The organism is Opitutus sp. sgz309028 (genome assembly GCF_059821195.1).
On sequence record NZ_JCAMRR010000004.1, the window covers coordinates 378,452 to 391,351 of the forward strand.

Here is a 12,900-nt window from a genome sequence, read left to right on the forward strand (position 1 = left end):
CGCCGCGGGCAGGCTGTTTCGTTGCGCGGCATGTTCATCATCATCGGCGGCGACGGAAACGAATACGGGCCGGCCAGCGCGGAACAGATTCGTGGCTGGATCGCAGCCGGCCGCGCCAACCTCGACACCCGCGCCAAGGTGGCCGGCACCGACGAATGGCGCCGGCTCGCGGATTTCGCGGAATTTTTCCCTACCGCGAATACACCGCCCGTGATCGATGCGGAGCGCAGCCATACCCTGCTGGCGGAACGCTGGCGGCGGTTTTTCGGCGCGCTCATCGACGGCACGCTGGAGATGGCGTGCTGGATGCCCACGTCGGTCGCCATCATGCGCTCGGTGGGCGACATGGCTGCTGACGGAGCGGTGGATCCCGAGCACGTGATGGAGATCTTCTGGTCGTCCCTTGGACTCTCGCTGCCTTATCTGCTGGCGCTCTTCGTCGTGCAGGTCGTGCTGCTGAGCTGGCGCAGCCAGTCGATCGGAAACATCCTGCTGCGCACCCGGATCGTGCGCGTGAGCGACGATCAGCCCGGCGGATTTCTGCGGGCGTTTTTGCTGCGCGGATTCCTCGCGCGGATTTTTCGCCAGGTGCCCCTCTTCGGATTCTTTTTCTGGCTCACCGACAGCCTCTTCATCTTCCGCGACGACAAGCGCTGCCTGCACGACCTCATCGCCGGCACGAAGGTGATCAAGGTGTGAAGCGCCGCGACGGGACTCGGCGCTGACGCGAGCGCCCGGCTCAGACGATGCGATCGATCAGCGGCTCGCCGCGTTGAAACGCCGTGAAATTCCTCAGGAAATGCGCGGCCAGCGCCTCGTCCTGATCGTGCCGGCCGCCGGCGGTGTGCGGCGTGATGAAGCAATTCGGCGCGGTCCACAACGGATGCTCCGGCGGCAACGGCTCGGGGTCGGTCACATCGAGGTAGGCGGCGTTCAACCGGCCCAAGTGCAGCGCCTCGAGCAAGGCCCCCTGATCGACGGTGGTGCCGCGGCCGACGTTGTAGAAGCGCGCGCCGCGTTTGCAGCAGGAAAGCCGGCGGGCATTGACGAAGCCGCGCGTGTCCTCGTTGTCGGGAAGGATGTTGATGACGTGGTCGGCCTCGGCGAGCGTGCTGCTGAGGTTCTCGGGCGAAATCACCCGCACAGCCGCTTCGCTGCGACTCTGGCGGCGCAGCGCGAGCAATCTCATCCCGAACGGCGCGAGCAACTCCGCCAGCCGGCGACCGATCGCGCCGTAACCAAGCAGCACCGCCGTCTGGCCGGTGAGCAGACGGGAGTCGTAGCGGCGCTCCGCATAATGCCAGGAACGATCCGTGAACTGGTCCCGCCACGATTGAGGCAGCTGGCGGCCGAGCGAGAGCATCATCGCGAGCAGGTGCTGCGCGCACGAATCGGCGAAGACCGTCGAGGCATTCGTCAGGATCGTGCCGCGGGCGCGCAGGGCCTCCTTCAAGTCCTCGCGATCGTAGCGGGTGTAGCCCGCGCTCGAGAGCTCGATCCAGCGGAGATTCCGATAACGCAGGCAGTCCTCGACGTCGGGCTGCCCGAAGGCGATGTCTGCCTGCGCCAGCTCCGGATCGCTTCGTCCGGCCGTCAACACCGACGCGCTGGCGGCCGATGAAAGCATCAACCGGTGCCCCGCGGTGCCGGCGAGCAATTGCCGCGCAGCGGCGTCCGCGAGCTTGGTGTTGGTCCAGATCGTGTGGCTCATCGCGCGATTGACCACGCGACGCCGTCAGCGGTTCGCCGCTTCCACCACGACGACGTGCGAATCGTTGACGTTCGCGAGCGTGACCGGATGGCCCTGCACCGTCGTGTAGCGAAGGCGGCCGCCGACCGCGATCCGCGCCTCGACATTCACGCTGCGCATCAGGAGCTGGTCCTCTGCCGTGTATTCAACGCGAAACGACACCGGCATGCGCGCGGGATTCATGATCGTTTCCTCTCCCAGCACTTCGCCGCGCCCCTCTCCGCGCGACAAATCGACGACGCGAATCGTGACTTCGGTGTTCGGCGGGAGTTCGCCGCCGCCGGTGTTGTTGGTGATCACTCCGGTCAGCACCCGGTCCGCCGGACCCGGCGCAAACGAATCGAGGTTGGCACAGCCCGCCGCAAACAGGGCCACGCTCGCGGCCAGGGAAAAAAGAAGGGCTTTCATGAGGCGTTGAAGGAGGCAGTGCCGCGCAACGTAGCCACGCGCCGGTTCATGTCAGCCACCAACTCCGTGTGCTCGCGCGCCTCGCCGCCGTCGACATGCACCAGCCCGCCGGCAAACGGCGGCCGCTCGCCGGGCCGGTCGCGCCAGCATTCCCAGGCATAGCCGACGACCGCCGGATGCGTGACCAACCGCCGCAAGCTCGCGCGGCCCCGCCGCAGCATCCGCTCCACCGAAGTCAGCGACGCTGCGCCCCGCGACGAGTCCAGAAAATCTCGTGCGACCCACGTGAAGTCGCCGGCGAACACTGGCCCGGACGTCGCCGGCCCGATCTCGCGCCACGGTATCCACGGCACGTCGACGAGCGGAAACGCTCCCGCTGTCCGCACCGGCGCCATCGCCTCGACGCCGACGCCGGCCCGGCGTTCGCGGGCGCCCAGCAGCAGGTGCCGCGGCGCATGCGCGCGGATCGCGGTCGCCGTCGAGAGGAAATAACGCTGCGCCATTTCGCCGAGCCAGCGCGCGTGATCGCGCAGGTAGCCGCGCGACGCGAGCGCCTGATCGTTGCGAGTGCATTCGCGGATCGCCTCGCGATGCAGGAGCGACAGCCCCCACGCTTTTCCCACGTCCGCGAGCCGCCCGCCGTGCAACGCGAGGACAAACTCCCACGCCGCGTGATAGGCGGCGAAGCCGGGTTCGAGACTCAGGCAGACCTGCAGCAGCGAGGGTCGTCCCGGCTCCGTCGCCGCGCCCCAATCGAGCGCGTCATCCGCCAGCCAGCCCAGAACCTCCCGCTGCTCCGCCCAAGGGGCGCATGCCTCCTCCGCCCGGCGATGCGCGAACGCCGGCCAAGCCGGATCGAAAACATCCGGCAGCCGCACTCCCGGTGCGTGGATCGGCCGCGCGGCGCCCACGAAATCCACCACCGCCATGCACGCCATGCCGGAGGGCGCCCGTTCTGGAGCGGCCACGACGACATTCATCCCGCAGTCGCGCAGAAGCTCCGGCGCGCCCTCCGTCGGTTCGAAGCCCCCGACCGCGCACGCGAAACATTCGTTTCCCGCCGGATCGAGCCACGTCCACGCTCCGTCGAGCCGGCGCACCACGCGGAAAAATCCATCATGACCGCGGACGGTCTCGGGCCTGAGGTGGGGTGAAACGTCGCTGGCCGGCGGCATCGCAGGAGCAAGCTGGTTGGCAGCTCCGTGAATGGAAAGCGTGAATACGTCCGGCCCCGCCGCGGCGGGCGCCGAACGATACGAAAGTAAATTTGTCGGCGGGCTCGCAACGCCCCGGACATTTCCCGGTCCAAGCCCGCCCTCGATCCCCGCGAAGGAGCGCGAGTTGACCGACTGTTGTCGTCACCTTGCAATTTTTCGCCGGAATCGTTCCCGTCTGGTCCCCCGCGCAAGCGTTTTCGACGGGCTGCGTCGCGTGAACCCCTCCCTTCAACACAAAACCACCGCCGCCTTCGCCATTGCCGTGCTGGTGCTGCTGCTGTTCGCCCTCGCCGCGGGCTGGAATGCGCGTCGTTTCGACGATACCCTCGACTGGGTCGAGCACACGCACGATGTGCTCGGTCACCTGGACCGGGTGAGCGGCGGGTTGATCGGATTGCAGAGCGTAGCCTTGGAAATACCGCTCGCCGAGGATCGCGATCTCATGATGAGCCGACTCGAACAGGCGACGTCGGCCTTGGAGCATACGCTGACCTCGCTGCGCCGGATCGTGGCGGATAACGACGTCCAAGGCGCACGGCTGGCGGAATTGGAGGCGGCCTCGCGCGAGGCGTCCCGCCAGCTCGAGGAGGTGATCCTTCAGTTGCGCGGCGGCTCCGCGCGGGCGCGAGTGTGGGCGGCGACGAGCGGACCGGTCGAACGGGCGCACACGCTCGTCAGCGAGATGCAGGCCACCGAGCGACAGCTGCTGTCGGAACGCGGACGCCGGGCGCGTCAGGCGGCGCATCGGGCGTTGGGAGCATCGCTCGTGGCCTGCGCGCTGGCGACCGCGTTCCTGATCGCGCGCGCCCTGATGGTGCGGCGCGATCTGCGCGAACGGCAGCGAACCGAAGCGGCCCTGCGGAAGAGTCAGCTCATGTTCAAACGTCTGTTCGATCAGGCGCCGGACGCCGTCATCCAGGTCGATACCGGCGGCCGGATCGTGCGCGCCAACCAGAAGGCCGAGCAGCTGTTCGGCTGGAATGTCCGCGAACTCGACGGCCAGCGGCTTGAACAGTTGCTGCCGCAGCGCTACCACGCCCGGCACGCCGGCCATCTCGCGGCGTATTTCGCCGCGCCCCGTAAACGGGAGATGGGCGCAGGCCTGGAGCTATTCGGCCGCAAGAAGGACAATTCGGAATTTCCGCTCGATATCATGCTGAGCCCGATCGAGACGGATGAAGGCCTGCAGGCGCTCGCGATCATCCGCGACGTTTCGGAACGGAAGGCCAACGAGGAAAAGATCCGTCACCTGAACCTCGACCTCCAGCTCCAGAACGCGCGGCTGGAGATCGCCAACAAGGAGCTGGAGTCGTTCTCGTATTCGGTTTCTCACGACCTGCGGGCGCCGCTGCGGCACATCGACGGCTTCGCGAGCCTGTTGTCGAAGCACGCGGGAGCATCGCTCGACGAGAAGGGCCGCCGGTTTCTCGCCGTCATCTCCGACTCCGCCCGGCGCATGGGCCGACTGATCGACGATCTGCTCACGTTTTCGCGCATGGGGCGGGCGCAGCTGGAGCCGGGGGAGATCGATCACGACCAGCTCGTCGCGGCCGTCATCCGCGAAAGCGGCCTGGACCGTGACCGTCGCATCGTCTGGGAAATCGAGCCGCTGCCGCGCGTCCAGGCCGACCCCGCGATGCTGCGACAGGTGTGGTTCAACCTCATCGAGAATGCCGCCAAGTATTCGGCGCGTTCGGAACCGCCCCGTATCCGGATCGGCAGCCTCCCGCCCACGCCGGCGACAGCGGAGCTCGTGTTTTTCGTCCGCGATAACGGCGTCGGCTTCGACATGAAATATGCCGCCAAGCTCTTCGGCGTGTTTCAACGCTTGCACAGCGAAGCAGAGTTCGAGGGCACCGGAATCGGCCTGGCGAACGTCCGCCGCATCATCACCCGCCACGGCGGCCGCACTTGGGCGGAGGGTCGGGTCGGAGAAGGCGCGACCTTTTATTTTGCGCTGCCGCTCGATCCCGCGCCGACGCCGAACTCCACCTCGCCCTTTCCGAAGCCGTGAGCGGTCGCGCCACGTTCGATCTATTTGACGTTCCTCTATATAATCGCATCCGTCTTGCTAAAGTATGAGCCAGCTTCGTCCGATTCTGCTCGCGGAAGACAATCCGTATGACGTTGAACTCGTTCTCACTGCCTTCGAGCAGGCGCGGCTTCTCAACGAAGTCGTCGTCGCAGGCGATGGCGAGGAAGCGCTGGATTATCTTTATCGGCGCGGAAAATTCGCCGGCCGCCCCTGGATCGCGCCCGCCGTGGTGTTGCTCGATTTGAAAATGCCCCGCGTCGACGGACGCGAGGTGCTGCGGCAGATCCGCGAAGACCCGGATCTGCACCGCACCCCGGTCGTGGTCCTGACCTCTTCGCGGGAAGAACGGGACCTTTATCAGAGCTACGATTTGGGCGCCAACGCCTACGTCGTGAAACCGGTCGGCTTCGAGGACTTTGTCAGCGCCGTGGCCAAGCTGGGCGTTTTCTGGGCCGTCCTCAACGAGCCGGCTCCCCCCGGCCCGCCCCAGCGGCGCGACGACGCGCTCAACCCGAGCCAGGCATCGTGAGCCTGGTTCGCTGCCGCTTCGCGGCCACGCTACCCCTTTCCTTCCCTGCCCGCGCGCGATGAGAATTCTCCACCTGGAAGACGATCCCCGCGATGCCGAACTCGTGCGTCTGCTCCTCCGGGAGGAGTGGCCGGAGTCCGAAATCACCCTCGTCGCCACGCGCCAGGCGTTCTGTGAGGAAATCCGTCGCGGAGACTTCGACCTTATCCTGTCGGATTTTGCCCTCGGCCAGTTCGACGGCACCGAGGCGCTGCAGATCGCGCGGGAAATCCGGCCCGAAATCCCGTTCATTTTCGTTTCCGGCAACATCGGCGAGGACCGCGCGATCGAGGCGCTCCATGCCGGCGCTCACGATTACGTGCTCAAGGACCGCATGAAGCGGCTCACGGCCGCGATGCAGCGGGCCTTGCGCGAGAGCCATCAGCGCAAGCGCATGCACGCGATCGAGCTCGATCGCGAACGGCTGGCTGCGACGCTGGAAAACAGTCCTGACTTCGTCGGCCTCGCCGCGCCGGACGGCCGCGTGCTCTACCTCAACCGCGCAGCGCGCGAGATGCTCGAACTACCTCCCAGCCTCGATCTCTCCCAGCTGAACGTGCAGGACCTCCACCCCCCCGCGCGCGCCGCGCAGATTCTCGGCGAGCACATGCACGCCGCCGCCCAGGAGGGCACGTGGACCGGGGAGAATCTCATTCTTGGCCGCAACGGCCGCGTCACCCCCGTTTCCCAAGTCATCGTGGCCCATCGCAGCCCGCAGGGATCGGTGGACTATTTCTCGACCGTCATGCGCGATGTGACGCGGCAGAAGCAGAACGAAGCCCTGGTCAATGGCCAGAACCAGGTCCTCGAAATGCTCGCCGGCGGCGAACCGCTGAACGACACGCTGCTCGCGCTGCTGCGGTTCATCGAGAGCCAGTGCCCCGAGATGTTCTGCTCCATTCTCCTCCTGGAGGAAAACGGTCTCACCCTCCGCCAGGGCGCTGCGCCCCGACTGCCGGAGAGCTATCGGGCCTTGCTGGGTGAAATCAAAGTGGGTCCCGCCGCCGGCGCCTGCGGCACCGCAGTGCACCGCCGCAGCGAGGTGATCGTCACCGACATCGCCACCGATCCGCTGTGGGAGGGTTATTGCGAAGCGGCCCTCCAACACGGATTCCGCGCCTGCTGGTCGACGCCGATCTTCGACGCCCATCATCGGATCCTCGGCACCTTCGCCGCCTATCTCAAGCAGCCCGTCGCGCCGAATCCCCGCCAGCGACAGCTCACCGAGATCGCCGTGCACATTGCCGCGATCTGCCTCGGCCGCTACGAGATCGAGCGCCAGATTCGCGATCAGGCGAGCATTCTCAACAAAGCCAGCGACGTGATCGTCATCACGGATCGCACGGATCGGGTGATTTTCTGGAATCAAAGCGCCGAACGCCTCCTCGGCTGGACGGCGACCGAGGCGATCGGCCGCGAAGACCGCGATCTCTTCGGACCGAAAGCGCTGGCCGAGGTAGAAGCTGCCCGACGCGCCGCGGACACCGGCGACGAATGGCACGGCGAGGTCCGTCTTCAGAACCGGAAAGGCGAGGAACTGATTCTCGCCAGCCGCGTGACCGTGCTGCGCGACGAACAAGGCCGGCCGCAGGGACGCCTCTCGATCGCCACCGACATCACGGCCCGCAAACGGATCGAGGAGCAGTTTTTCCGCGCCCAGCGCTTGGAGAGCATCGGCATGCTCGCCGCCGGCATCGCGCACGATCTGAATAACATCCTCGCCCCGATCCTGCTCGCCGCGCCTATGCTCCGGGACCACATCACCGACCCGGGCGACTTGCGCATGATCGGCACGCTCGAGAAAAGCGCCGAGCGCGGAGCGGCGCTCGTCCGGCAGATCCTCGGTTTTGCCCATGGCGCCGAAGGCGAACACCGCCTCGTGCAGGCGAAGCATCTGTTGCGCGATGTGGCGGCGTTCATCCAGGAAACGTTCCCCAAATCGATTCACTTCGAGGACTCGATCCCCTCCGATCTCTGGCCGGTCAAAGCCAATCCGACGCAGCTCCACCAGGTTCTCCTCAACCTTTGCGTCAACGCCCGCGATGCCATGCCCGACGGCGGCACGCTCATGTTGCGCGCTGAGAATCTTCTTCTCGACGAACACCTCGCCAGCGAGATCCGCGGGGCACGTCCCGGCGCCTTCCTCGTGTTGCACGTACAGGATTCCGGCACCGGCATCCCGCCCGACGTGCTCGCCCATATCTGGGAACCGTTCTTCACGACCAAACAATCCGGCAAGGGCACCGGCCTCGGCCTCTCGACGGTCCGCGGCATCATCGACAGCCACGCTGGCTTCGTCACCGTCGCGACCGCGCAGGACCAGGGCACCACGTTTCGCATTCACCTGCCCGCGCACGAAACGGGCGTCGGCAGCGGCGCGACGATCGCCGCCGCACCGGTCGCACCGGGCGGCGGCGAGCTCGTACTGGTCGTCGACGACGAGCCGAACATCCGCAACATGTCCGCGGCGATCCTCGCGCGCCACGGCTACCGGGTGCTCACCGCGGCCGACGGCGCGGAGGCGATCGCGCTGTTCGCCGCGCGCAACCGCGATATCCGAATTGTGGTGACAGACATGAGCATGCCGAACGTCGACGGCGACGCCCTTGCCGCGCTCGTGCGCCGGCTGAACCCCGCCGTCAAGGTGATCATGGTCAGCGGCCTCGCGCCCTCCGGATCGACCTCCGGACCCGCCGCACGCCCTTCGTTCGCCGACGCTTTTCTCTCGAAGCCCTACGGTCCGGAAACGCTGCTCGCGACGGTCTTCCGTCTGCTCCACCCCGCTGCGTGACGCAACGGCCGCGGCGCGATCGCGAGGCCCCGGCGATCGCATCGGGCGATTCCCCGCCACTCACCCAACTGCGTGCGACCGCTTGTCTTGGGATAGCGCACGGCCTCGCGTCGCGTCTGCCAAATCCCGAATTCCCTTGCGTTTAACGGGGGCTCATGCCTTCTTCCGCGCATCGTTAGAGAAAGCGTTAGGTGACAGTATCTGGTGAGTCGTAGGCTGAGCGTTGGCTTAAGTGATGATTTCGAAACCCACGGTGGGAACGGACTGGCAACAGACGATGGATCTACGAGACATCAGTAATGAGTAACTCCAAGCTATACGTTGGAAACCTGTCGTTCAAAACCACCGAAGACGAGCTCCGCTCCACCTTCGGCCAGTTCGGCTCGGTGACCGACGTCTATGTTGCCATGGACAAGATGACCGGCCGCCCGCGCGGTTTCGCGTTCGTCACCATGGGCACCGCCGATGAGGCCAAGTCCGCGGCGGAAAAGTTGAACGGCACCGATCTCGGTGGCCGTCAGCTCACGGTCAATGAAGCCCGTCCCAAGGAAGAACGCCCGGGTGGCGGCTTCGGCGGCGGCGGCGGCGGTGGCCGTGGTTTCGGCGGCGGCGGTGGCCGCGGTGGTTTCGGCGGTGGCCGCGATCGCGGCGAGCGTCGCTACTAATCGAATCGGTCTAACGAGCTGATTTTTCTGAAGGACGGAGCTCCTTGTGGGCTCCGTCCTTTTTTGTTCCTTCTGTTCCCTGTCTCTCTGCTGCCCGTTGTCCGACGCCGCGCGCCCGCCATGCCCTTCAAAGCTCTTCAACTCTCCGAACCGATCCTCCGCGGCATCCAGGCCGCCGGCTACACCGACCCGACGCCCATCCAGCTGCGTGCCATCCCCGTCGTCCTCGGCGGCGGCGACCTGATCGGCTCCGCGCAAACCGGCACCGGCAAGACCGCCGCGTTCGCACTCCCGATTCTCTCCCGGCTCGGCCGGCACAACCCCCGGCCCCGCGTCCTCGTCCTCGAGCCCACCCGCGAACTCGCGGCCCAGGTGGAAACTTCTTTCCGCGACTTCGCCCGTTTCACCGATCTGCGCACCGTCGCGATTTTCGGCGGCGTCGGCTACGGCCTCCAGCGCACCGAACTCAAGCGCGGCGTTGACATCATGGTCGCCACGCCCGGCCGGCTGTTGGATTACCTGAAGGATCGCACCGTCAGCCTGCAGGACATCACGGTGCTCGTCCTCGACGAGGTCGACCGCATGCTCGACATGGGCTTCCTCCCGGTGGTGAAGGACATCATCAACCGCTGTCCGCGTGAACGGCAGACGTTGTTTTTCTCGGCCACCGTGCCGCCCGAGATCCAGGCGGTTGCGTCCTTCGCGCTCCGCAACCCGACCCGCATCGAGGTCGGCGTCAACCGCTCCGTCAACGAGTCCGTCAACCACGCGCTGTATCCCGTCGCGCACGAGCAGAAGTTCGACCTGCTCGTCGCGCTGCTCGCGAAAACCGACTTCGACAGCGTGCTCGTCTTTTCCCGCACCAAACACGGCGCCGACAAGATCGCCCGCCGACTGAAGGCCGCCAATCACTCCGTCGCCGTCCTCCACGCGAACCGCTCGCAAAACCAGCGCATCGAAGCGCTCGCCGGTTTCAAATCCGGCAAATACGAGATCATGGTCGCGACCGATATCGCCGCCCGCGGCATCGACGTCGCCGGCGTGACGCATGTCATCAACTACGACGTTCCCGAAAACCCCGAGGACTACGTGCACCGGATCGGCCGCACCGGTCGCGCCCAGGCCGTCGGCGATGCGTTCACGCTCGTGACGCCGGAGAACGCCGCGGACATCCGCGACATCCAGCGCTTCATCGGCGCCAAGATTCCCGAGCTGCGGCTCGAAGGCTTTCCTTACAAGCCGATCACCGCCCGCGACCGCCAGCCCGAGTTGCCGCGCACGCGTGGCAGTCTCCCCGGCCAGATCCGCCACAAGGGCAGCTTCAACCGCTACCGCGGGCGCCGCTGATCCGCGCTACCCGCAGCCGCGCCGGATTGAATGCTTTTTCGCATCGTCCCGGCGCGGACGCTCTGCCACACCGAGGCCCAAATGCCCTCGGTCGCCGCCATCGAAGAACACCTCGCCGCGCTTCGTGCCTGCACCCGTTGCCCCGGCATGTTTAGGCCGCCGGTGGTCGGCCGACCCGTCGCTTCCCGCGTGCTCCTCGTCGGCCAGGCGCCCGGCGACAAGGAGCCGAAGCTTGGCCGCCCGTTTGCGTGGACCGCCGGCAAGACGCTGTTCAAGTGGTTCCACGCCGCACTCGGGTGGACCGAGGACGAGACGCGCGATCGCATCTATTTCGCGGCGGTCTGCCGTTGTTTTCCCGGCAAACGTCCGGAAGGCGGCGATCGCGTGCCGAATCCCGACGAGATCGCGCGTTGCTCGCACTGGTTGGATCGCGAGTTCGCGTTGCTCCAACCCGAGCTCGTCCTGCCCGTCGGCAAACTCGCCATTTCGCAATTCCTCCCGCCGGCCCCGTTGAACGACACGATCGGCAAAGCCTTTACCATCACCCGGCGGGGCCGGACGATCGATTGCATCCCGCTCCCGCACCCGTCCGGCGCTTCGCCCTGGCACCGGATGGAGCCCGGCAAAACGCTCCTGCACCAGGCCCTCGCCCGCATCGCCGCCCATCCCGCCGTGAAAAAATCCGTGTAATCGGCGCGATTGCCGGTAAACCGGTGCGCGTCATGGCTCACCCCTTCCTGCGCCTTTTTCTCCTCGCGGTTCTCGCCTTCAGCGCCCCTTGGCTGCACGCCCAGCGCGAACGCCTTACCCCCGACGAGCTCGACTACGTCGAAAAGAAATGGCCCGGCACGAAGAAAACCAGCACCGGGATCCGCTATCTCATTTTGCAGGAAGGCTCCGGGCCGTCGCCGCAAAGCGGCGATCGCGTCGGCGTGTATTACGTCGGCACGCTGCTCGATGGAAAAAAGTTCGACGAACGGCTCGCCCCGAAGGAGCCGCTCACCTTTCGCGTCAAACGCGGCGATGTCATCGTGGGCTGGGACCAGATCCTCATCGCGATGAAGCTCCACGAAAAGCGCCTCGTCATCATTCCGGGCGAGCTCGCCTATGGTTCCCGCGGCCGCGCTCCGGACATCCCGCGGGACGCACCGCTGGTATTCGAGATGGAGCTCGTCACCATCGGGGGCGACTAAACCCGCGGCCCGCGGCGCTGCGTCCACACGTTGTCGATCGTGTAGAGGGCCAGACCGCACCAGATCAGCGCAAAGGCCGCGAGCCGTTCGGCCGTGAACGGCTCGCGATACACCCACGCCCCGAGCACAAATTGCACGGTGGGCCCGATATATTGCAGTAGCCCGAGCGTCGTGAACCGGATCCGCCTCGCGCCATAGGCAAACAACAGCAGCGGCACCGCCGTCACCACGCCCGTGCTGAGCAGCAGCGCATGCTCGGCCGACGTGGCCTGCCCCAATGCCCCCGCGCCCGTGTGCTGCCGCCAGGCCAGAAACGCGATTGCCAGCGGCGCGATGATCACCGTCTCGACGCCCAAACCTGTGAGCGCACCCAACGGCGACTTTTTCCGGATCAAGCCGTAAAAGCCAAACGTCCCGGCCAGGGACAGCGCGATCCACGGCAGCGAACCGAGCTGTATCAGCAATGTCGTGACGCCCGCGATCGCGAAGCCGATCGCGATCCACTGCGGCCGTCGCAACCGCTCGTGCAGCACGAAACGTCCGAGCGCCACATTCACCAGCGGCACCAGAAAATAGCCGAGGCTCGCCTCGATCACGTGCCCGTGATTCACGCCCCACACGAACACCAGCCAGTTCACCGTCAGCAGCGCGCCGCTCAGCGCATGCCACCCCAGCGCCGTCCGCGAACCCAGCGCCAGGCGCAATTCCCGCAGCGCGCCCGTCGCCGCCATCACCCCGATCACAAACAGCAGCGACCAGACGTGCCGGTGTGCGATCAGCTCCGTGGCGTCGATCGCCGCCAGCTGTTTCCAGAACAGGGGAAACAATCCCCACGAGAGGTAGCCGAGCGCCGCCGCCAGCGCCCCGCGTCGCGCCGAAGACGTTTCAGGTGAGGACATCCCTCAGGCTCGCGCGAGCGCCCCGTG

Annotated in this window: 12 protein-coding genes; 8 read left to right on the forward strand and 4 right to left on the reverse strand. The window is 66.4% G+C overall.

The features are described 5' to 3' along the window. Positions 1 to 30: 30 nt before the first annotated feature. A complete protein-coding gene (locus tag AC6RV7_RS17285; RefSeq protein ID WP_500095284.1) occupies positions 31 to 699 on the forward strand; it encodes an RDD family protein in 669 nt (222 codons plus the stop codon). A gap of 40 nt (positions 700 to 739) precedes the next feature. On the opposite strand, the gene AC6RV7_RS17290 is transcribed toward AC6RV7_RS17285, so the two are convergent. From AC6RV7_RS17290 to AC6RV7_RS17300, 3 genes are read right to left on the reverse strand one after another with little or no spacing between them, the layout of a single operon-like run. Continuing rightward, a complete protein-coding gene (locus AC6RV7_RS17290) occupies positions 740 to 1,711 on the reverse strand; it encodes a D-2-hydroxyacid dehydrogenase (protein WP_500095285.1) in 972 nt (323 codons plus the stop codon). Between the two features lie 24 nt (positions 1,712 to 1,735). Continuing rightward, entirely contained in the window at positions 1,736 to 2,158 is a 423-nt protein-coding gene (locus AC6RV7_RS17295) for a YbaY family lipoprotein (RefSeq protein ID WP_500095286.1), read from the reverse strand. Beyond that, positions 2,155 to 3,333, reverse strand: a complete 1,179-nt coding sequence (locus AC6RV7_RS17300) for a hypothetical protein (protein WP_500095287.1) — start codon at positions 3,331 to 3,333, stop codon at positions 2,155 to 2,157. The genes AC6RV7_RS17295 and AC6RV7_RS17300 overlap by 4 nt, the downstream gene beginning before the upstream one ends. Before the next feature lie 256 nt (positions 3,334 to 3,589). On the opposite strand from AC6RV7_RS17300, the gene AC6RV7_RS17305 reads away from it, so the two are divergent. The 7 genes from AC6RV7_RS17305 (at position 3,590) to AC6RV7_RS17335 (ending at position 11,974) form a co-directional block, all read left to right on the forward strand. Beyond that, positions 3,590 to 5,389, forward strand: coding sequence for a sensor histidine kinase (locus tag AC6RV7_RS17305; RefSeq protein ID WP_500095288.1), 1,800 nt, complete (start codon positions 3,590 to 3,592; stop codon positions 5,387 to 5,389). 64 nt (positions 5,390 to 5,453) lie between these two features. Then, positions 5,454 to 5,939 (forward strand): response regulator, encoded by a 486-nt coding sequence (locus tag AC6RV7_RS17310; RefSeq protein WP_500095289.1) that lies wholly within the window; start codon positions 5,454 to 5,456, stop codon positions 5,937 to 5,939. Between the two features lie 58 nt (positions 5,940 to 5,997). Further along, entirely contained in the window at positions 5,998 to 8,769 is a 2,772-nt protein-coding gene (locus AC6RV7_RS17315; protein WP_500095290.1) for a response regulator, read from the forward strand. Between the two features lie 299 nt (positions 8,770 to 9,068). Further along, positions 9,069 to 9,434: an RNA recognition motif domain-containing protein gene (locus AC6RV7_RS17320; protein ID WP_500095291.1), complete on the forward strand. Its 366-nt coding sequence runs from the start codon at positions 9,069 to 9,071 to the stop codon at positions 9,432 to 9,434. Positions 9,435 to 9,554: 120 nt separating this feature from the next. Continuing rightward, positions 9,555 to 10,781 (forward strand): DEAD/DEAH box helicase, encoded by a 1,227-nt coding sequence (locus tag AC6RV7_RS17325; RefSeq protein WP_500095292.1) that lies wholly within the window; start codon positions 9,555 to 9,557, stop codon positions 10,779 to 10,781. A 30-nt stretch (positions 10,782 to 10,811) separates the two neighbouring features. After that, on the forward strand, positions 10,812 to 11,471 hold the full coding sequence (locus AC6RV7_RS17330; protein WP_500095293.1) for a uracil-DNA glycosylase family protein: 660 nt from the start codon (positions 10,812 to 10,814) through the stop codon (positions 11,469 to 11,471). A gap of 32 nt (positions 11,472 to 11,503) precedes the next feature. Next, positions 11,504 to 11,974 (forward strand): FKBP-type peptidyl-prolyl cis-trans isomerase, encoded by a 471-nt coding sequence (locus AC6RV7_RS17335; RefSeq protein WP_500095294.1) that lies wholly within the window; start codon positions 11,504 to 11,506, stop codon positions 11,972 to 11,974. On the opposite strand, the gene rarD is transcribed toward AC6RV7_RS17335, so the two are convergent. After that, entirely contained in the window at positions 11,971 to 12,873 is a 903-nt protein-coding gene (rarD, locus tag AC6RV7_RS17340) for an EamA family transporter RarD (protein ID WP_500095295.1), read from the reverse strand. The two genes, AC6RV7_RS17335 and rarD, sit on opposite strands and share 4 nt — an antisense overlap. Between the last annotated feature and the right edge of the window lie 27 nt (positions 12,874 to 12,900).

Coding starts and splice junctions, on each gene's coding strand:
- rarD (WP_500095295.1), bottom strand. CDS start 12,873: ATGTCCTCACCTGAAACGTCTTCGGCGCGACGCGGGGCGCTGGCGGCG.
- AC6RV7_RS17295 (WP_500095286.1), bottom strand. CDS start 2,158: ATGAAAGCCCTTCTTTTTTCCCTGGCCGCGAGCGTGGCCCTGTTTGCG.
- AC6RV7_RS17310 (WP_500095289.1), top strand. CDS start 5,454: ATGAGCCAGCTTCGTCCGATTCTGCTCGCGGAAGACAATCCGTATGAC.
- AC6RV7_RS17325 (WP_500095292.1), top strand. CDS start 9,555: ATGCCCTTCAAAGCTCTTCAACTCTCCGAACCGATCCTCCGCGGCATC.
- AC6RV7_RS17320 (WP_500095291.1), top strand. CDS start 9,069: ATGAGTAACTCCAAGCTATACGTTGGAAACCTGTCGTTCAAAACCACC.
- AC6RV7_RS17285 (WP_500095284.1), top strand. CDS start 31: ATGTTCATCATCATCGGCGGCGACGGAAACGAATACGGGCCGGCCAGC.
- AC6RV7_RS17315 (WP_500095290.1), top strand. CDS start 5,998: ATGAGAATTCTCCACCTGGAAGACGATCCCCGCGATGCCGAACTCGTG.
- AC6RV7_RS17330 (WP_500095293.1), top strand. CDS start 10,812: ATGCTTTTTCGCATCGTCCCGGCGCGGACGCTCTGCCACACCGAGGCC.
- AC6RV7_RS17335 (WP_500095294.1), top strand. CDS start 11,504: ATGGCTCACCCCTTCCTGCGCCTTTTTCTCCTCGCGGTTCTCGCCTTC.
- AC6RV7_RS17300 (WP_500095287.1), bottom strand. CDS start 3,333: ATGCCGCCGGCCAGCGACGTTTCACCCCACCTCAGGCCCGAGACCGTC.
- AC6RV7_RS17290 (WP_500095285.1), bottom strand. CDS start 1,711: ATGAGCCACACGATCTGGACCAACACCAAGCTCGCGGACGCCGCTGCG.